This is a genomic window from Streptomyces sp. NPDC041108 (genome assembly GCF_055592645.1).
In genome coordinates this window covers 112,878-131,200 of sequence record NZ_JBVIYK010000007.1, presented here as the reverse complement: position 1 = coordinate 131,200, position 18,323 = coordinate 112,878, and the positions used below count along the sequence as shown (strand labels likewise).

General features: G+C 70.0%; 13 protein-coding genes and 1 pseudogene. 7 read left to right on the top strand and 7 right to left on the bottom strand.

Annotation, left to right across the window (positions count from 1 at the left end; genetic code table 11):
- Position 1: 1 nt before the first annotated feature.
- The gene (locus tag ACZ6BB_RS21220; protein WP_471616701.1) at positions 2 to 1,063 is read right to left on the bottom strand and encodes a ferredoxin reductase; all 1,062 of its coding nucleotides are present in this window, start codon (positions 1,061 to 1,063) and stop codon (positions 2 to 4) included.
- 87 nt (positions 1,064 to 1,150) lie between these two features.
- On the opposite strand from ACZ6BB_RS21220, the gene ACZ6BB_RS21215 reads away from it, so the two are divergent.
- Together ACZ6BB_RS21215 and ACZ6BB_RS21210 are read left to right on the top strand one after the other, a co-directional pair.
- The gene (locus ACZ6BB_RS21215) at positions 1,151 to 2,290 is read left to right on the top strand and encodes a PucR family transcriptional regulator (RefSeq protein ID WP_471616700.1); all 1,140 of its coding nucleotides are present in this window, start codon (positions 1,151 to 1,153) and stop codon (positions 2,288 to 2,290) included.
- A gap of 494 nt (positions 2,291 to 2,784) precedes the next feature.
- Positions 2,785 to 3,333: a YciI family protein gene (locus ACZ6BB_RS21210; RefSeq protein WP_471617002.1), complete on the top strand. Its 549-nt coding sequence runs from the start codon at positions 2,785 to 2,787 to the stop codon at positions 3,331 to 3,333.
- A gap of 290 nt (positions 3,334 to 3,623) precedes the next feature.
- On the opposite strand, the gene ACZ6BB_RS21205 is transcribed toward ACZ6BB_RS21210, so the two are convergent.
- Both ACZ6BB_RS21205 and ACZ6BB_RS21200 read right to left on the bottom strand, forming a co-directional pair.
- Positions 3,624 to 3,779, bottom strand: coding sequence for a hypothetical protein (locus tag ACZ6BB_RS21205; protein WP_471616699.1), 156 nt, complete (start codon positions 3,777 to 3,779; stop codon positions 3,624 to 3,626).
- A gap of 587 nt (positions 3,780 to 4,366) precedes the next feature.
- Positions 4,367 to 6,367 (bottom strand): serine/threonine protein kinase, encoded by a 2,001-nt coding sequence (locus ACZ6BB_RS21200; protein WP_471616698.1) that lies wholly within the window; start codon positions 6,365 to 6,367, stop codon positions 4,367 to 4,369.
- A 1,225-nt stretch (positions 6,368 to 7,592) separates the two neighbouring features.
- Between ACZ6BB_RS21200 and rph the strand changes: the two genes are divergently transcribed.
- The 3 genes from rph (at position 7,593) to ACZ6BB_RS21185 (ending at position 12,192) form a co-directional block, all read left to right on the top strand.
- Positions 7,593 to 10,196, top strand: coding sequence for a rifamycin-inactivating phosphotransferase (gene rph / locus ACZ6BB_RS21195; RefSeq protein WP_471616697.1), 2,604 nt, complete (start codon positions 7,593 to 7,595; stop codon positions 10,194 to 10,196).
- Between the two features lie 377 nt (positions 10,197 to 10,573).
- Positions 10,574 to 11,074 carry a peptidylprolyl isomerase gene (locus ACZ6BB_RS21190; protein WP_471616696.1) on the top strand — a complete coding sequence of 167 codons (501 nt, stop codon included), beginning with the start codon at positions 10,574 to 10,576 and terminating at the stop codon, positions 11,072 to 11,074.
- A gap of 734 nt (positions 11,075 to 11,808) precedes the next feature.
- Complete coding sequence (locus ACZ6BB_RS21185; protein ID WP_471616695.1) at positions 11,809 to 12,192, top strand: AQJ64_40280 family protein; 384 nt, start codon at positions 11,809 to 11,811, stop codon at positions 12,190 to 12,192.
- Between the two features lie 411 nt (positions 12,193 to 12,603).
- Here ACZ6BB_RS21185 and ACZ6BB_RS21180 read toward each other — a convergent pair whose 3' ends face one another.
- Positions 12,604 to 14,043, bottom strand: a complete 1,440-nt coding sequence (locus tag ACZ6BB_RS21180; RefSeq protein ID WP_471616694.1) for a hypothetical protein — start codon at positions 14,041 to 14,043, stop codon at positions 12,604 to 12,606.
- A 37-nt stretch (positions 14,044 to 14,080) separates the two neighbouring features.
- Positions 14,081 to 14,551, bottom strand: a complete 471-nt coding sequence (locus tag ACZ6BB_RS21175; RefSeq protein ID WP_471616693.1) for a GtrA family protein — start codon at positions 14,549 to 14,551, stop codon at positions 14,081 to 14,083.
- 99 nt (positions 14,552 to 14,650) lie between these two features.
- On the opposite strand from ACZ6BB_RS21175, the gene ACZ6BB_RS21170 reads away from it, so the two are divergent.
- Positions 14,651 to 15,643, top strand: coding sequence for a glycosyltransferase family 2 protein (locus tag ACZ6BB_RS21170; RefSeq protein WP_471616692.1), 993 nt, complete (start codon positions 14,651 to 14,653; stop codon positions 15,641 to 15,643).
- A 48-nt stretch (positions 15,644 to 15,691) separates the two neighbouring features.
- On the opposite strand, the pseudogene ACZ6BB_RS21165 reads toward ACZ6BB_RS21170, so the two are convergent.
- Positions 15,692 to 16,005: pseudogene (locus ACZ6BB_RS21165) on the bottom strand (helix-turn-helix domain-containing protein); the annotation flags it as partial.
- 108 nt (positions 16,006 to 16,113) lie between these two features.
- Positions 16,114 to 17,037 carry a hypothetical protein gene (locus ACZ6BB_RS21160; RefSeq protein WP_471616691.1) on the bottom strand — a complete coding sequence of 308 codons (924 nt, stop codon included), beginning with the start codon at positions 17,035 to 17,037 and terminating at the stop codon, positions 16,114 to 16,116.
- A gap of 312 nt (positions 17,038 to 17,349) precedes the next feature.
- On the opposite strand from ACZ6BB_RS21160, the gene ACZ6BB_RS21155 reads away from it, so the two are divergent.
- Entirely contained in the window at positions 17,350 to 18,039 is a 690-nt protein-coding gene (locus ACZ6BB_RS21155; protein ID WP_471616690.1) for a hypothetical protein, read from the top strand.
- Positions 18,040 to 18,323 lie beyond the last annotated feature (284 nt).

Genomic DNA, 18,323 nt, shown 5'->3' with positions numbered 1-18,323 from the left:
CCTACCGTTCGATGTCGCAGGGGCCCGCCGCGGCGGACACGCAGGTCTGGATGAGGACGCCCGGCTCGGCCTCGGTGATCTCGCCGGTGCGCAGGTCGCGGACGGCGCCCGCCTTGAGCGGCGTGACGCAGCCGAAGCAGATGCCCATGCGGCACCCGGACGGCATGAGCACGCCGGCTTCCTCGCCGACGTTCAGCAACGGCGTGACGCCGTCCGCGTCGACGGTCCTGCCGGTGGTACTGAACGTGACCGCGCCACCGCCGCCTTCGTCGGCGACGACGACGTTGGGGCGGAAGCGTTCGGTGTGCAGGCGCTCTCGGACGCCGTGCTCGCTCCAGTGCTCCTCGGCGGCGTCGAGCAGGCCCGCGGGCCCGCAGGCCCAGGTCTCGCGCTCGGCCCAGTCGGGCACGAGTTCGTCGAGACGAGTGATGTCGAGCATGCCGTCCGTGTCGGTGTGCAGCTCGGTGAGACGCAGCTTCTCGTCCGCGACCAGGTCGTGCAGCTCGTTGCGGAAGATCACGTCGTGCGGCTGCGGCGCGGAGTGGACCATGACGACGTCGTCGAACTCGGTGTCGCGGAGCATGCCCATCACAGGGGTGATGCCGCTGCCGGCCGTCACGTAGAGCACCTTGGCGGGCTTGGCCTCAGGCAGCACGAAGTCACCGGTCGCCTGGTCGAGCTGGACCAGTGTGCCCGGTTTCGCCCTGCGGACAAGGTGGTTGCTGACCTTGCCGTCCGGTATCGCCTTCACGGTGATCGTGACGCGGCCGTCCCGGCGGTTCGTCGGCGAGGTGAGCGAGTAGGCACGCCACAGGCGCACCCCGTCGACGTCGACCCCGATCCGCACGTACTGACCGGCCGTGTGGCCGCGCCAGCCCCGTCCCGGCCTGATCACGATGGTCGCGGCGTCACCCGTCTCGGGGTGCACGGCCTCGATGCGCCCACGCAGGTCGCCGCCCGCGCGCAGCGGGCTGACCAGGTCGAGGTAGTCCGACGGCAGCAGCGGCGTCGTGACCATCTCCAGCAGTTTCCACGCCCCACTGCGGAGGGTTGCACTCGTCATGGCTCCAGCTTGATGCGCCACAGGGTGTAAAGTCCTGTCCGCAGGATGTGAATCTGGTCGGCTGAATTGTTCGCAAGGAACAAAGACGTGAGTCATGCAGTCCGGAGGGCCAGCGAACTGACCCTCGATGAGACGACGGTCACCGCACTCCGCGCCGCGCTGAGGACCACCGCCGACGAGGTCGTCCAGGCGATCATCGACGAGGTCCCTCCCTACGCCAACGCTCTTTCGGGCCGGATGGGCGGCACCATCCGCCGAGCCGTCCGCACCGCCCTGGGGCACTACCTGGACCTCGCGAGCGGGAACGCCACGGGCGGCGATGCGGGTGACGCGGCCTACGAGCTGGGCCGCGGCGAGGTGCGCGACGGCCGTTCGATGGACGCCCTGCTCGGCGCCTACCGCGTCGGCGCCCGGGTGGCCTGGCGATGCCTGGCAGCGGGAGCCGTACCCGCAGGTCTGCCCGCCGCCGAGGTCGCCAAGTTCGCCGAGCTGACCTTCGCCTACATCGACGAGCTCTCCGCCGCGAGCGCCGCGGGCCATGCCGACGAACTGGCGGCCCGGGGCCGGGCTCACGAGCGCCACCTGGAACAACTGGTCCGCGACCTCCTCGCGGACGCGAGCCCGGACGTGCTGCTGGCCTCCGCTCAACGGGCGGGGTGGCAGCCTCCGGTTTCGCTGACCGCGGTCCTGCTGCCCGCCGCCCAGGCCCGGCCTGCCTGGCGCATGCTCGACCCGAGCACCCTCGTCCTCGACGATCTGCCGGACTCCGTCGGCGTGCTGCTCGTCCCCGATGCCGACCGAGCCCATCTCCTGAGGCAGCTGACCGACCGCAGCGCCGTGGTCGGACCGGCCCGGCCATGGACGCGTGCGTCCGCCTCGTACGCACGAGCCGTACGCGCGCGCTCCCTCTCCTCCGACATCCGCGACACCGAGGAGCATCTGCCCGAGCTGGTGCTCAGCGCCGACGTGGACGCGTTCGCAGACCTGCGTGCCCGAGCCCTCGCCCCGTTGCGGACCTTGCCTGTCGCGACCGCCCGGCGGCTGGAGGAGACGTTGCGGGCGTGGCTGCTGCACCAGGGCAGGCGGGACGAGGTGGCGGCGGCGTTGTTCGTCCACCCCCAGACCGTCCGGTACCGGATGGCGCAGCTGCGGGAGCTGTTTCCGGATCTCGCATCGCCGCACCGGGTCCTTGAACTGACGCTGGCGGTCGGTCTTCGGGACAGCTGAGGGGCGGTCTTCGACCGTTCACGGCTGTCCATGACCGCCCATGACCGTCCATGACCGACTAGAGGTGCGATCCGGCGAAGCGTTCTCGTTGCGTACGGACGGGCCCACCGGTTCATCGCGGGAGCAGTGCAGTACTGGCACAGGGGAGGGTGATCCCGCTGGCGAGATAGATCCTCTGCCAGGAGGTGATCCCCCTCACCGAGTTCCCGGTCGAACGGATGAAAGCAGTGGGGCTGTACCGAGCCGGGTCGAACGGCGCGGCCCGGTACAGCCGTTGAGGCGCTGGTTCACAGCCATCACAGCCCTCGTCAGCCGGCGGTCGGCTTCCGGCGAGGCTTCGAGTTCGGCCTCGTGTTTCTCCGCGGCGGAGGTCAGGCTGAGGTTGCCCTGTTCCAGTCGGATGTCGTCTGCCGATCTGGCTCGCTCGGAGCGCGGGGTCGCCGGCGCCGAAAGCCAGTTGAGATGGTGCCCTTGATGGGGAAGGGTCTGTGGCCATGGAGTTCTTCTGCTACCACCGTGATCGGCCCGGCTCCCTCGCCTTGCGCGAGGAGTTGGTGGAGGAGCACTGGTCCTACATGGACCGGTACGCGAAGGAGCTGATCGCTCGCGGCCCGACCTTCGCCGATGATGGTGAAACACCGACGGGCAGCGTACACATCGTCGACCTGCCCGATCCGGCCGCCGCCCGAGCGTTCGCCTTCGACGAGCCCAACTACCAGGCCGGCGCGTACCGGGACGTGCTGCTCCGCCGGTGGCGCAATGTGCTGGGGCGCACCATGTGGGATTTCCCCGGCGGCCGGTCCGACGGCAACCGGTACCTGGTGCTCGGCCTCGGCGAGGGCCCGGCCGCCGACCTCGCCCTGCCGCTCGACCAGGAGGAACTGGTCGCGTACGGGCCGCTGCTGTCCGACGACGGCGGCACCTGGCTGGGTACGGCGGTGCTGCTCAGGGCGCCGGACGCGGACACGGCACGAGCCGTCCTGACCGCGGACCGGTATGCGGACATCGAGGTCCACGACTGGGAGTTCGGCGGGCGTCGTTGAACCACGGAGGCACCGGGGGGTGAGGTCACCTCCGGACCGCCTCGACCGTGGACCGGAGCTGTGAGGTGCCGCGTTGGTCGCCCGCGTGGACCGAGGAGCAGTACCAGGACCCGTCGGCCTTCGGGGTGACCTTGATGTCTTCGGGGTGCCGGAGTCCCCGGACGGTAGAGGTCGCAGTGCGGTGGCGTGGCTGACCGGCCGGGTGGGCTGCGGCGCGCCAGTTCTCGCCTGCTGTTGCCCTGAGCAGGGCGCTGCAGGACAACTGTGTGCCCTCCCGGCCGCCAGGCCGGTCACCCGCTTCTTTTGTTGAACCATCCGAGCGACTGGACGACGGACGCGCCGGTAACCAGAATGCCGAGCGGAACGATCGTGAACCAGGTGGCATCGGCCTTCACGGCCGCGAGCAGGGCGATGGCGCCGCCGGCCAGCGCCAGCAGCACGAGCATGCCCAGAAGGACACGGGTCTTGGAAACCAACGGAGACTCTCCAATGTTCAACTGGGCTCTATGGGCTGGACAGCGTTCGCTACCCGAACCCGTCGAACCGCTGGCGACAGTTGTCCGGGAGGAAGGCAGCAGGCTCCCCGGCGTGACACCACGACTCCCTCGGGAACCTCATGGGGCGAGTCTCCCAACGCGGCCTTCCGCAGGCGCCAGTAGAACTACGTAATCGAATACGTAGGCTCACCGGCAGGGGCGGAAGGAAGCAGCGGACAGCCGTACGGTGAGCCGCTTCCCACCTCACCTGGCGGAGGGGGCAGCCCGCACGTTCCGTCAGTGGGCGCCGACCACGCCCAGGACTTCGGGTGATCCTTGCGCCGAGCGACCCCGCCGACATCCTGGCCTGCGGCGCTCCGGACGCCGTCCGCTCGGACTGCTTCGACCACAACGCGTCCGGCCGGCCGCTGACGCGTTCGTTGCCGCTGGCGACGGAACCTGTCACACCGAAACACTTCTCCGAGCGAACCGGCATCAGAAGGGAGAAGGCTTCGACCGTGCCGCGAGTCGACCTCGCCTCCTCCCCCCTTCCCCGATCAGGTGGGGCAGTCGGCGAGCGTGGTGGCCGTGCCCCAACGGATCATGAGATAGCCCGAACCGCCGATCTCCGCCACGGCGTAGCGCGTGTACGGCCAGCCCGAGCCCGCGTTCTGCCGCTGCTTCACCAGAGCACGGCATGCCTCACCCGCGGCCATGCCGGCCCAGCTCTCGACCTGCCCCTGGTTCCACATCAGGTAGTCCGACCACACGTACATGGCCGAGTGCGCGGGGTCGAAGCCCACCTTGATCTCATCGTGGCCGAGGACCTGACCGGTGCCGAGCGTCGGACGCATCTCGTTGCTCCGCTCGATGACCTTCTTGGCGGCGCGGTCCGCAACCCGGATCTCGTCACCGTCGGTACTGGGGACCATCGCCTCCCCGAGGCCGTTCTCGTCCGGTTCCCATTCCGACTCCGCCTCGGTGCCGTCGCTCTGCGCTGTGCCGTCCTCGGCGGCCGACCGACACCGTTCGTCGGCGACGAAGTCCTCCTGCCACGTCACCTGCGGGCCGCGGCCGACCTCCTCGCGCACCGTGACGTAGGTGCGATACGGCAGATCCGGGTGGACGTTGAGAACCACATCGCGCAACGACAAGCACATCGCTCTCGCGATCTCGGTCTCGGCGATCAGCGTTCCGTGCGCGTCGGTGTCCAGGCTGTACGAGAAGTAGACCTCTCGGCGTGCCTCATGGAACGTCACGCTCCCCGTAGAGAGCCCGACGTCGCTCATCTCCCCGGACAGAACACTTTGGTCGTGCAGTACGGAGCGTGCCACGTCGTGTTCGCCCTGCCCCTGAGCCGTACGGGCTTCCGCCCAGCTCACCGCACTCGCCGCGCCGTCGCTCACGACCTTGCCCCGCTCCGCCGCGGTATCCGCCCCATCGGATTTCACGGCCCGCGGCCCGGACCCGGCGGGCGCGGAAGGTGAAGCCGATGCCCCGCTCTTCCCGCCATCGGACGTGTCGGGCAGCAGGGCCGTCACTCCGCCGACCAGGGCGCCGATCAATGCCGCCGCCACGACCACCGCGCCCACCCGTCGCCTGGTCGATCGGCCCGGCGGCGCCTGCCATACCGGGTCCTCTCCGGCCGGCACATCCCAGACCTGGGCGACCACGTCCCCGGCCTGGGTCGGCAGCGCGTGGACGCCCACGACCTGGGTCGCCTGGGAAGCCAGCAACGCCCCGCACAGCTGTGCCACTTCGGTGGCCGTCGGACGGTCCCCCGGTTCCTTCGACAGTGCCTTGTCAAGGATCCGGCGCAAGGACGCGGCGACGCCGTCCAGGTCCGGTTCCCCCGACATCACGCGGAAGGCGACCACATCGGGTGGGCCGGCGCCGAAGGGCAGCCTTCCGGTCGCCGCGTAGGCCACGAGCGCTCCCCACGCGAACATGTCGCCCGCCGGGCCCGTGGTGCCCTGGCGGTACTGTTCGGGGCTGATCCAGCCCGGTGTCCCGGTCATGACTCCGGTACGGGTGACACTGGTGCCGTCGGAGGCGTGCGCGATACCGAAATCCAGAACGCGGGGGCCGGCGGGCGTGAGAATGACGTTCTGAGGCTTCACATCGCGGTGCACCACGCCGACGGCGTGGATGGCGGCCAGTGCCTGCGCGGTGGCCGCCGCGAGAGCGTACAAGCTCCCTTCGGAGAGCGGCCCACGTTCGTGCACGTGCTGGTCCAGGGTCGGGCCGGGGACGTAGGCGGTGGCCAGCCACGGGGTCGCCGCTTCGGTGTCGGCTGCGAGCAGCGGAATCAGATACGGGCCGGTGACCCGGGACGACAGGGCCACCTCACGTGCGAAACGGGCCCTGAACTCCGGCTCCTGCGCCTGCTCGGGATGGATCACCTTGACCGCAACGCGCGTTCCGTCGGAGGTGACCCCGGCGTGGACCGTGCCCATGCCGCCCGCGCCGAGACGACCGACGATGCGGTAGGGGCCTATACGGGAGGGATCGCCGGGACGGGCCGGTTGGACTCTTCCGCCGGAGCCGATTGCGCTCACGCGTACTTCCTTGCACTGAGGGACGGTCTGGAACAGGCTGACAGGAGGTGACGGATCGACAGGTGGAGTGTCTGCGGGAAGACCGACGGCCGGTGGGCGGACGAGGTGTCGAGTGGGCACGAGAACGGCACCCCGAGCCCTCAGCCGCAGCGAACACCGGCCACCTCATGCGCGCCCGCTGCCGCTTCAGACTCCCTTCCGGGTCCGGCCGGCCGCCCAAGATGTCAGCATTCATCGCATCATCATCCCTGATCTCGCAGCTCGTCATGGCGTGAACGGCGCTAATACACGCGCCCGTTGACGGGATCGCGGCGCTCGGGGTCGTTCTCCTCGCAGGTCTCGACGTAGAAGCCGAGGTCGGCCGGCTGCCCTGTCAGTGAGGACTGGGCTCTGGCACAGATCTTGGGGTGGGTCGCGGAGCGCCACTGCGGCGTTTGCTTGCAAGAGCCAGGGAATCGCGCGAGAGGGTGTACGCCGTCCCGCCCTGCAGCGGAGAGTGACCGTCCGTCAGGTCTGTGCTGGACCTTTCCGGTGAACCCTGAGCGAAGACAAGCACCCTGCGTCGAGACCTCGACGCGGTGACCGCCGGCCTCACCCTGCCCTGGAGCCCTGGAGCCCTGGAGCCCTGGAGCCCTGGAGCCCTGGAGCCCTGGAGCCCTGGAGCCCTGGAGCCCTGGAGCCCTGGAGCCCCGGTGGCACGGGAGGCGCCGTGAACCGCATCAGTGGGGAGCCGTGCGCACTCCTGGCTTTGGCCGCGCCGTCGGCACCGGAGATGACAGCTGGAGTCGAGCCCCGCACCCCGCCTGACGCCGCATTGGCCCGTGCCGGTATGCGCCTGCTGGTGCCCACCGGGAAGGCGAGGCGCGTGATTTCCCTCAAATGGGCGGCGACCTGGTCCCATTGCTCCGGGTCGACGTCGCGCGACCTCTTGCCCCGGATCGTCACCCGGACATGGCCGAGGGTAAGGAGTCCTCTCCTTACCCTTCTCAACGTATAGCGCACCTGGGGGCTTGCGGCAAGGCCCGGGTGATGCCGCAAAATCGTCGGCCGAAGCCACAAGCTGCGGAAATGAGGGCACTGACGTGCGTGTGTTGTCGACGTACCGGGGACGCGATGACGTCGGACCAGCGGTGGGAACGGAGTGGCCGTCGGGACCGTCCGCGCCGGCGAGGCGATCGGACGGTGCGGTGCGACGACGGGACACGACTGCTGCGGAGGCACGCCGATGAACGGGCCGTACGTGTGGAATCTTCACGACGTCGACGAGAAGCAGGTCGCGGCCGTCGGCGGCAAGGGCGCGAACCTCGGCGGGCTGTCGCGGATCGAGGGTGTCCGAGTGCCGGCCGGATTCTGTGTGACGACGGACGCCTTCCGCCAGATCATGGCGCAGGTGCCGTCGATGGACGAACGGCTCGATCAACTGTCGCGTCTGGACCCGGAGGACGGGGAGGCGATCCGCACGCTGAGTGCGGAGATCCGCCGGACCATCGAAGGGGTCGTCGTGCCGGACGAGTTGGCGTATGCGATCGCCGCCGCGCTCGCCGAGCTGGGCGAGGGGACCGCCTGCGCCGTTCGCTCCAGCGCGACGGCGGAGGACCTTCCGACGGCGTCCTTCGCCGGCCAGCAGGACACGTATCTGAACGTCGTGGGACCGGCGGCGGTACTCCGCCACATCAGCCGGTGCTGGGCCTCGCTGTTCACCGAGCGCGCCGTGGTGTACCGCCGACGCAACGACATCGACCACCGCACGGTGCACATGGCCGTGGTCGTGCAGCAGATGGTCTTCCCCGAGGCGTCCGGCATCCTGTTCACGGCCGACCCCGTCACCGGCAACCGCAAGGTCGCCACCGTGGACGCCGGCTTCGGCCTCGGTGAGGCCCTGGTCTCCGGCCTCGTGAACCCGGACGTCTTCAAGGTGCGCGACGGCGAAGTCGTGACGCGGACGATCGCCGCCAAACGCCGGGCCCTGCACGCTCTGCCGGACGGCGGTACGCGAGAGGTGGCCGTCGATCCGCAGCGGCAGGAGCAGCCGGCGCTGACGGATGCGCAGGCGGTGCGGCTCGTCGGAATCGGGCGGCGGATCGAGGCGCACTTCGGCCGTCCGCAGGACATCGAATGGTGCCTGGTCGACGGCGACTTCCGGATCGTCCAGAGCCGGCCGATCACGACGCTGTTCCCGGTCCCCGTCCCAGAGACCGGCGACCGGGAGAACCACGTCTATGTCTCCGTCGGTCATGGGCAGATGATGACGGACCCCATGAAGCCCCTGGGACTGTCCATGTGGCGGCTGACGGCCATGGTCCCGATGCACGAGGCAGGGGGGCGGCTGTTCGTCGACGTCACCCCGCGTCTGGCCGCGCCCGCGAGCCGCGCCGGTCTCCTGGACGTCATCGGGAGGGGTGATCCACTGACCAGGGACGCGCTGGAGACCGTCCTCCAGCGAGACGACTTCGTGGCATCGCTGCCGGATACGACTCCGGGCCGACCGCCGGTCGGCGGTGAGTTCGACCCGGCCGACACCGACCCGTCCGTCGTCGCCGAACTGATCGGCCGCAGCCGGGCCTCCGTCGCCGCCCTGGAGCGTGACATCCGCACGAAGAGCGGACCGGCGCTGTTCGACTTCCTGTCAGAGGCATTCGAGGAGCACAAGCGCATCCTCAGCGACCCGCTGAACATCCGGGCGATCATGGTGGCGATGGAGGGCACCTGGTGGCTCAACGACAGGTTGCAGGAGTGGCTGGGCGAGAAGAACGCGGCTGACACGCTCACGCTGTCCGCCCCCGACAACGTCACGTCGGAGATGGGACTGGCGCTGCTCGACGTCGCGGACGTGATCCGCCCGTATCCGGAGGTGGTGGCGTTCCTCCAGGGCGTCCGGGACGAGGACTTCCTCGACGAGCTGGGCCGACTCCCGGGCGGGGCCGAGGCGCGCGACGCCATCGAGGCGTACCTCGACCGGTACGGCATGCGGTGCGTCGGCGAGATCGACATCACACGACCGCGTTGGAGCGAGCGCCCCACCACGCTCGTGCCCGTGATCCTCGACAACGTCAGGAACATCGAGCCCGGCGCCGCCGAGCGGCGCTTCGAGGAGGGCCGGCAGAAGGCGCGGAAGAAGGCGGCGGAGGTGGTGTCTCGTTTGCGGGCTCTGCCGGACGGTGACCGCAGGGCCGACGAGACGCAGCGGATGATCGACCAGGTCCGCGCCTTCATCGGATACCGGGAGTACCCCAAGTACGGCATCATCAGCCGCTACTTCCTCTACAAGCAGGCCCTTCTGAGGGAGGCCGAACGCCTCGTCCGAGCCGGTGTGCTCGCCGCGGAGGAGGACGTCTTCTACCTCACGTTCCAGGAGTTCCACGAGGTCTCGCGCTCGAACCAGGTGGACGACGGGCTCATCCGGCAGCGCAAGGACGCGTTCCGGTCGTACCACGCGCTGACGCCACCCCGGGTCCTCACCTCGGACGGCGAGGCCCTCACCGGGGCATACCGACGCGACGACGTACCGGCCGGAGCCCTGGCCGGTCTCCCGGTCTCGGCCGGGGTCGTCGAGGGAAGGGCCCGCGTGATCCTCGACATGGCGGAGGCCGACCTCGAGACGGGCGACATCCTGGTCACCACCTACACCGACCCCAGCTGGTCGCCGCTCTTCGTCGGGATCACGGGCCTCGTGACAGAGGTGGGTGGGCTGATGACCCACGGCGCGGTGATCGCCCGGGAGTACGGACTGCCGGCCGTCGTGGGCGTGGAACAGGCCACCCGCCTGATCCGGGACGGGCAGCGGATCCGGGTGCACGCGACCGACGGGTACGTCGAGATCCTGTCCTGACCGATCCGACGACCCCGGAGTCCCGCAGGCGCCCCGCGCGGGACCATCGGGGAGGTGCCGTAGAGCAGATGGGGGCTCTGTCCTCGACCGGCGTGCTCCTTTGCAGGAGGGCCAGGTCGTAACCGGCCTCGCCCTTGCCGTAACGGGGGTGCACGACGATGCTGTCGACGTAGAGCAGCTTGCCCTGCCCGCCGGAGCTGTCCCGGGCGCCGTGCACACCGACCTTGGCCGCCGGCCCGGGCCGTACCAGCGTCACTGTTCAGGCTCTCCCGGCTGCTGCCTCACCCGACCGGCGCGGGAGGCGACCGTGGTTCCTGGAGGTGACGGCGCCGACGCCGATTCACGCGGATCTGAAACCATGGTGGAGAATCGCTGCCATGAGTGAGAACGTATATTTCCAGGTTTCCGCGAACGGTGAGGACCTCGGCCGCATCGTCTTCCGGCTGTTCGACGACGTCGTGCCGAAGACCGCCCGCAACTTCCGCGAGCTGGCCACCGGCCAGAACGGCTTCGGCTACAAGGGTGCGCCCTTCCACCGGGTCATCACCGAGTTCATGCTGCAGGGCGGCGACTTCACCAACGGCAACGGCACGGGCGGCAAGAGCATCTACGGGCAGAAGTTCGCCGACGAGAACTTCCAGCTCAAGCACGACCGACCGTTCCTGCTGAGCATGGCCAACGCGGGTCCGAACTCCAACGGCTCGCAGTTCTTCATCACCACGGTGGTGACCCCGTGGCTCGATGGCAAGCACGTCGTCTTCGGCGAGGTCGTCGAGGGAGAGGACATCGTCAAGACGATCGAGGCACTCGGTAGCTCCTCCGGCGCCACCAAGAAGAAGATCGTCATTGAGGAAAGCGGCGTCGTCCCCACCGTCTGATCCTCGTTCGTTCGGGGCGCCTGTCCAGCGCCCCGAACGGATGTCCAGGTGCCCGTGCTGCCCGTCCGCGAGGCCCACCGCCTGTCCGTGCCCGCGGTTTCGCAGGTCCTGTCGGCTTGAGGGCTCCGCCTCGGCAACGGACGGTGACTGCTGACATCCGCGCCGAAGAAGTCGGAGTTGAGGTCGTCGGCGCCGGTGTCGATGCGTCTGGATGATCTTCAGCGGTCGTGCCGGGCGCTGAGCTGCGACGCTGCGGGTCTGCTGGTCGCGGACCCGCCGCTCGGACAGGAACTGGCCGTGGGCGTCACTGGCCCGGCGGGCTGCGGTGTCGAAGACCTCCCGGTACTCCTCGTGCAGAACCTCTGATCCGCGCCCTTCTCCTGGTGCGGCGTCAGCAGCATCGCCGGACCCTCTCTGCCCGGCAGCCGGGCGGACGTCTCGTACGCTTCCGCTTCGGCCTGCGCGTTCAGCCGGATGAGCGCCCCCTTCCGCGCGCCGAGTTGGTTGGTGGGGCGGTTGGATGTGCGGTGCTGTTCGGTCCGGCCGCTGGGTCGCGCAGGCCTGGAGCGTGGACGGAGCAGTCGCGGATCGTTCGGTGCTGTGCTCGTTCCGTGTCGAGCAACCTTCGCGCAGGGCCGAGCGGTCTTGCTGGGTGCAGGTCGGGGCACTGCCCTTGCCGATGGGTCGGCATACGGGCAGAGGGCGCCTTACCGAGTGCCTGAGCGAGGGTGGAGATGACGAATCTGAACACCGTGGTGACGTGGGTGGACGCACGCGACAGACTGCCTCGGAGCGGTACACCGGTGGCAGCAGCGATCACGGGTCGGTACCCGGCTGACAGCGGCGCTGAGTCCGATGCGGCCATGGGGGAGGAGTTCTGGCTGGTGCGCCCGATGTACTTCACGACTCGGCACTGGAGTGAGGACGGGACAGAGTACGGCGACTGCTTCGTCGACTCCGATGGGATCGTCCGTTTGCCTCACGGTCGTACCAGCGCCGAAACCGTGACTCACTGGGCTGAGCTGCCCACCCTGCCAGGCGGCATGACACACATGGTTCTCGGGAAGGACGTGCAGACAGCTCTCCAGGACGCATGGGGTCTTCCTCCCATTGGCTGACCCACAGCCTGCGCGGACAGCCTGCGCGAGTGCTTGCACAGCCGATCGGCTGCGAAGGGCGAGGGGCATTTCGTGCGATGGCCGGGGCCAGGGTGTCGGGCGACTTGGTGAGCGCAGCCCACCAAGGCCGGTTCAACGGTCGTGACCAGGCACGCAGAATCGTCTGTCTGGCAGGCCGATGCCGAGCCGCCGCTTGCTTCGCGTGGTGGCATCACCACGAACTCCGAGCGGCCGCCTGCCTCTCCGGGAGGAGCATGCCGAGTTTGCCGAGCGCCCGATCGGGATGGAGTCCGGCGGGTCGAGCAGGCGCTGGAGCCGCGGTCGCACCGGCGGTGAGGGAGTGCGATGGGCAGCGGGGATTCGTACGAACGCCCGTGCGGACGCCCCCCGGCACACGCGGGTGAGAGGTCATCACGTCGCAGGCCGATCCTCGGGGGGAGCCGGCTGATGTGCCGTCACGGCGCTGGGGACGGTGACCGCGGCGCTGCCGCGCTGGACGCCGGAGCCGGCTGTGGTCCGGCCCGTTCTGCCGCGGTCCAGCCAGAGCAGGACGAGACCGAGCGCGCAGGCGAGCGCGGGCCAGTAGACGTAGCGGTAGTTCGTCGCCGGCACGGTGGGCAGGTAGCCGAGCACGTACGCCAGCGAGCTGATGCCCAGGGCGCGGATCGGCAGGGAGAACGTCCCGCGGCCCGGGCGGACGGCGAGCACGAGCGCGACGGCGACCCAGAACCATCCCCGGAAGAGCGGCTTCAGATCGGTGGCCGCACCGTTGACGTACGAGGCGAGGGTGGCCTCCAGTCGGGGGCGGGCCACCTCGATCCCGAGGTCGTTGGGGAAGACCCCCGCCTGGTACGGGTATCCGGTCTCGAAGAGCAGGGCGGTGAACACCCGCAGCCGGTACTGGAGATAGCCGGAGGCGTGTCCGCGCATCTCGCGCAGCCACAGGGACGTGAGCTCGTCCGCGTCCCGCGTCAATCCGTCCGCCCGGCGTTGGTAGCAGGCCCAGTAGGCGTCCGTCAGGGCGCCGACCCGCTCGCATTCCTGGGCGGCGGCCACCAGGCGGTCCCGCAGGTCCGGCCGGACGTCGGCCGACCGCAGTTCCTCCACGGTCAGGACGTGGAGGAGGTCGTCGAGCATGATCTGCGCGCCCTGATCCGTCTGTACGGGCCGTGCGATCAAGGAGATCGCGGCGGCGGGCAGGACGACGGCGGCCACGAGCGCCGCTGTGCACGCGGCCCATGTGCGGCGCCCGGGGGAGCGCCACAGCGCGAGGACGAGCAGGACGAACATCGGGATCGCCGCGAGGAAGGCGTTCTTGCGCACGAGCACCGCGTAGGAGAGGAAGAGCACGCCCAGCCAGAGCAGACCCCAGCGCGTCCTGGCGGAGAGGCCGCGGTCCCGCAGCCGCAGTCCGACGAACGCCACCGCGCAGGCCGCCAGCAGCGCGCAGGCCGCGTGGACGTCCTTCCACACCACGCCGACGAACGTCAGTACGGGGGGAGTCAGTCCGAGGCCGAGAACGGCGAGCGAACCGGCACGGCTGGCGGTCAGCTCCCAGACGCACCGGGCGAGCACCCACAGCGCGCCCCACAGGACGACGGACTGGAGGGCGGCCATGGCCGCGGGCGTGCCGGTCACGGCGATGAGCGCGCGCCACACCAGGCTCAGGACGGGCGGATGCCAGTCGGTCAGGGGCGTCCTGCCCATGGCCTGCCGTAGCTGGTCGATGCTGTCGGGACTCATGTATCCGGGGACGAAGACGACGGTCGTGGTCAGGCAACACGCCACGGCAACTGCGGCCAGCCACCAGTTCCAGCGCCTTTCGACCTGAATACGGATGTTTTGTCCCATGCGGCGGATGTTAACAGCGCCGACCGGGCCGTACGGATCAGGGCGCGACGAAGACGTAGCGCCGGTAGGTGAAGAAGCGGAACAGGGTGGCGAGGCCCCAGCCGAGGACGCGGGCGGCGTTGTCGCTGGCCATCGATTCCAGTCCGAGCAGATGCCGTGAGGCGAAGACCGTGCCCGCGGTGATCGCGACACCGGCCGCGTTCACGACCAGGAACAGCGCAAGCTCCTGCGTCATGTTCTCGCGATGCTGACGGCGGTAGGTCCAGTAGCGGTTCCCCGCCCAGCTGAAGAGTGCCGCGGCAGCCGTCGCGACGACGGAGGCGCGCACGGGGGCGGACCGCATCACCCCGCCCTCGGCGCCGCCTGGAAGGCCGAACACCAGCAGGTTGTAGCCGCCGTTGTCCACCACGAAGGCCAGCGCCCCGACGACCCCGAACTTGGCGGCCTCGCGCCAGACACCCCGTACGGCGTCACGCACACGCAGCGTCATGGATACGAGGACCAGCACACGGCGAGAGTAACGACCCGGCGCGCCACGACCGCTCGGACGCGCCCATAACGCATTATTTCGTATCGTAATCCGACGCCGGGTCAGGTAAGGAGCGCCGTGCAACCGACGATCGCGTGTGTCGTGCCATGCCACAACGAGGAGGCCACCGTCGGCAAGGTGGTGCGCGACCTGAGGATGGCACTCCCCGAGGCCGACATCTACGTGTACGACAACGCCTCGACCGACCGCACGGTCGAGGTCGCCCGTGAGGCGGGTGCGATCGTCCGGGAGGAACTGCGCAAGGGAAAGGGCAACGTCATCCGGCGAGCCTTCGCCGATGTCGACGCCGACGCCCTGCTCATCATCGACGGTGACGACACCTACGACGCGTCCCGGGCGCGCGACCTGGTCAACCTCCTCTTCGAAGGACCGTACGACCAGGTGGTCGGCGCCCGACGCGAAACGGTCAGCGCCGCCTACCGGGCGGGGCACGCGACCGGCAACAGGCTGCTCACGGGCGCGGTGCGGTCCCTGTTCGGCAACGACGTGACCGACATGCTGAGCGGCTACCGCGTCTTCTCGCGCCGCTTCGTCAAATCCTTCCCGGCGCTGGCCCGCCAGTTCGAGACCGAGACCGAGATGACCGTCCACGCGCTCCACCTCCGGCTCCCCACGGCCGAGGTGGAGGTGGACTACCGGGTCAGGCCGGCCGGGAGCGAGAGCAAGCTGCACACCTTCCGGGACGGCTGGCGCATCCTGCGGGTCATCCTCGATCTCGCCCGGCGCGAGCGGCCCTCACTCGTCCACGCCGTGGCCGCGGGGCTCTTGGCCCTCGTCTCGGTCGTCCTCGGTATCCCCGTCATCGCCGACTTCGTCCGCACGGGCACCGTGCCGCGCATCCCCACGGCGATCCTCGCCGCCGCGATCATGACGATCGCCGTGCTCGTCCTGCTCGTCGGGTACATCCTGGAGTCCCTCATGCACATGCGTCAGGAACACTCCCGGCTCGTGCACCTCGCCTACGCGGCGCCGGGCCGCACACAGCGCCACACCAGGCCCCGGCCCGGCTCCGGTCCGGCGCCCGCCACCAACATCTCCAGCAGTCGCTGACCGGCCGGAACGTCCAGGTGTGGCTCGTGGGGGCGGGAACGGAACCCCCGGCGGCGCCATCGCGAACCCGGCCTCGTCCTCGAAGACGAGCCCCGCCCGCAGGTGCCGCCGCGGTGCTTCCACCCGCGGCCACACGTCCTTCTTCCACAGCCCGACGGCGGCTTCGTCGCGCTTGAGCGCGCGACGCGACGGGCTCTGCCAGGACCATCCGTGCCGGTGCAGCAGCCGCCAGACCCCCGCGATCGAGCAACCGACCTGGAACCGGCGGCCGATCAGCGTCCTGAAGCGTTCCAGATCCACCGCTGGTCCTCCCGGCCGTGTGCCGCCGGCCCTTTCGCCAGTTCCTCCTCCAGTACAGCGAACCCGCTCATCCGATCAGTACCGACGGCAAGACCATCGGGCGCGCGCAGGCATTCCCCCCGAACCGGGCTGAGACGGGAGCGGACGCCCGCCCTCGGCAGGCCGCGCGCTCAGGATCCCTGGCTGATCGTCTTCTCTCGCATCATGTTCTCCAGTTCCTCGTCGGACAGCGGGTGCAGTGTGTCCAGCAGGTGGCGCAGGCCGGCTTCGTCGAGGGACTGGCTGGAGACCTCGACCTCCGCGCCGCGGTGCCCGCGGATCAGTCTGATGTGGTGGCCGTCGTCGGGGAGAGCACTGGCGACCCGGATCTCGCCGCGCTCGTCCACGGTGCACGCCACGTCCTTCTGCACGAGCAGAGCGCATGTCGCTTTCGGCGTGTGCGGCGAGCGAACCGTCAGGTTCACGTATCCACCCCGGCCCGGCTCGACCGGGAGGTAGTCGACGCTGAACTGGCCGCCGCCCACCACGGCATGGGAGACCCGCATCCCCGCCGGGGTGCTCCCCACATACAGCAGCTCCGGACGCTCCCGGTACCCCGCGACCTCGGCAGCGTGCCGACGCCGCTCCGCCTGCTCCGGACCGACGAGACCCCCGTAGACCACGCATGCCGCCAGCACGGCGATCGCCCCCAGCCGCACCCACCGGCTCGGTACGAAGAACGCCGCGGCCACGGCGTACGGCATTCCGGTCAGCGCGATCCGCATGCCGGCGCTCCCCAGGTCGACCTCCCCGCCGTAGGCGGCCAGGCCGGCCAGGACGCCGACGGTGCCGAGGACGAACACCAGGACCGCCCAGCCGAATCGACGCGGCGTGGATTCGCACAGCGGCACGACCCTCCGCGCGGGGAGGCCGGCCGTGGCCAGCAGGATCACCGTCAGCGGCACGCCCAGGGCGAAGGCAGACGCGACCGCCCCCGCGCCGCCGCCCCAGCCCGCCATCAGCAGTCCGAATCCGAGTATCGGCACCGCGGCCGCCATCGTCGCCCAGACCAGAAGGAGATGAAGTGCCGTCAGTGCGCCTCTGCCACGCGTCATGTCAGAAGGCTGTCAGCCCGTGTTCCGGCGGACATGAGTACGCCTACTCAGTCCATGCCCCTCCCTCATCGGCGGCGTGCAGGCGGAAAGGCCCGCCGCGTCGGCGGCCTGATCGGACGCGGCTGAAGCCGCTGGGCCGGCCCCGTCCGCTCCGCTGGGCAGGGGCCGGGAGTTACAGAACAGGGACAACTCGGTGCAACCGTCCCCCACCCGTCCACGTCTCCGCTCCTGCCCAGCGGGAATGCCGGGCCAAGGTGCGACGGGGAGTGACGAGTGAACCGATCCAGGGGTTGGGCGAGACGGGTGTCCCAGATGGCCGCCGCGGGGATGGTCGCGGGGCTGGTCGTGGCCTGCGGGCCGAAGGACTCGGCTGCGGGGGAAGCGGCCGTGAGCGGGAAGCCGGACAAGACGTCGAAGCCGGCGACCGCCACACCGACGAAGACGCCCGACAGCCCGGCGAAGACACCCGGTACCCCCACCGCGCCGCCGTCCCCGAAGCCGAGCGGTACGGCAGCCGGCGGCGCCAAGGCCCTGACCTGCGAGCAGCTGCGGACCGCGTCTCTGGACGGCGGAGGGCTGGAGGGATACGGCATCTCGGGAGCCGCCCTCAGCGCAGGACGCTGGGAGGGCGCGGACGGTGTCGTGATCGAGTTGCAACCGCAGTGCGCGATCGGTGACATCACCGGGGACGGCGCGCCCGACGCCGTGGGAGCCCTGAAGATCTCGACCGGCGGCACCGGAAAGTTCTACACGCTGGTGACCTGGCGCAACGACGGGGGCACCCCCGTCCCCGCGGCCGTCGCCGAGCTCGGCGACCGTACGCCTGTGGTCTCCATCGACTTCCCGTCCGGCGGGGCACCACGACAGGTGACCGTCGTCTACCGGACTCGCGGCGACGACGATCCGGCGGCCGTCGTCACCCTCACCCGTACCGCTGTGTACGAAGTCAGCGAGCCCACCATGGTGGAACTCCACCACAGCGACGCCCCGTACACCCCGTAACCGGCGACAGCCTGGACCGGCGGGCACCGCCCGGGACGGCTCCGGTCGAGGAAGGGGGGAGACGTCGCTGACGTCGCGGGGCGAGGCGGGCATGGCGCTGCCGGGCCCGCTGCGCGGCTGGTGTGCCTGGGTCGGCGCACCAGTTCCCGCCTGCCCACGGTGCCCCCCCACAACACCCGTCCGGTCCCCGCCGTATCCGCCCGCGCGGCCGCCCTCGCCCACCTCGCACGACGCAGCGACATCCTCCCGCTCCTTTCACTCCGCCCGCGCGCGGATCGTGCGTG

What these genes read in the sequence shown, in the direction of transcription:
- ACZ6BB_RS21210 (WP_471617002.1), top strand. Translation starts at nt 2,785, where the DNA reads ATGGAGTTCTTCTGCTACCACCGTGATCGGCCCGGCTCCCTCGCCTTG.
- ACZ6BB_RS21180 (WP_471616694.1), bottom strand. Translation starts at nt 14,043, where the DNA reads ATGGGACAAAACATCCGTATTCAGGTCGAAAGGCGCTGGAACTGGTGG.
- ACZ6BB_RS21205 (WP_471616699.1), bottom strand. Translation starts at nt 3,779, where the DNA reads ATGCTCGTGCTGCTGGCGCTGGCCGGCGGCGCCATCGCCCTGCTCGCG.
- ACZ6BB_RS21185 (WP_471616695.1), top strand. Translation starts at nt 11,809, where the DNA reads ATGACGAATCTGAACACCGTGGTGACGTGGGTGGACGCACGCGACAGA.
- ACZ6BB_RS21190 (WP_471616696.1), top strand. Translation starts at nt 10,574, where the DNA reads ATGAGTGAGAACGTATATTTCCAGGTTTCCGCGAACGGTGAGGACCTC.
- ACZ6BB_RS21155 (WP_471616690.1), top strand. Translation starts at nt 17,350, where the DNA reads ATGGCCGCCGCGGGGATGGTCGCGGGGCTGGTCGTGGCCTGCGGGCCG.
- ACZ6BB_RS21220 (WP_471616701.1), bottom strand. Translation starts at nt 1,063, where the DNA reads ATGACGAGTGCAACCCTCCGCAGTGGGGCGTGGAAACTGCTGGAGATG.
- rph (WP_471616697.1), top strand. Translation starts at nt 7,593, where the DNA reads ATGAACGGGCCGTACGTGTGGAATCTTCACGACGTCGACGAGAAGCAG.
- ACZ6BB_RS21160 (WP_471616691.1), bottom strand. Translation starts at nt 17,037, where the DNA reads ATGACGCGTGGCAGAGGCGCACTGACGGCACTTCATCTCCTTCTGGTC.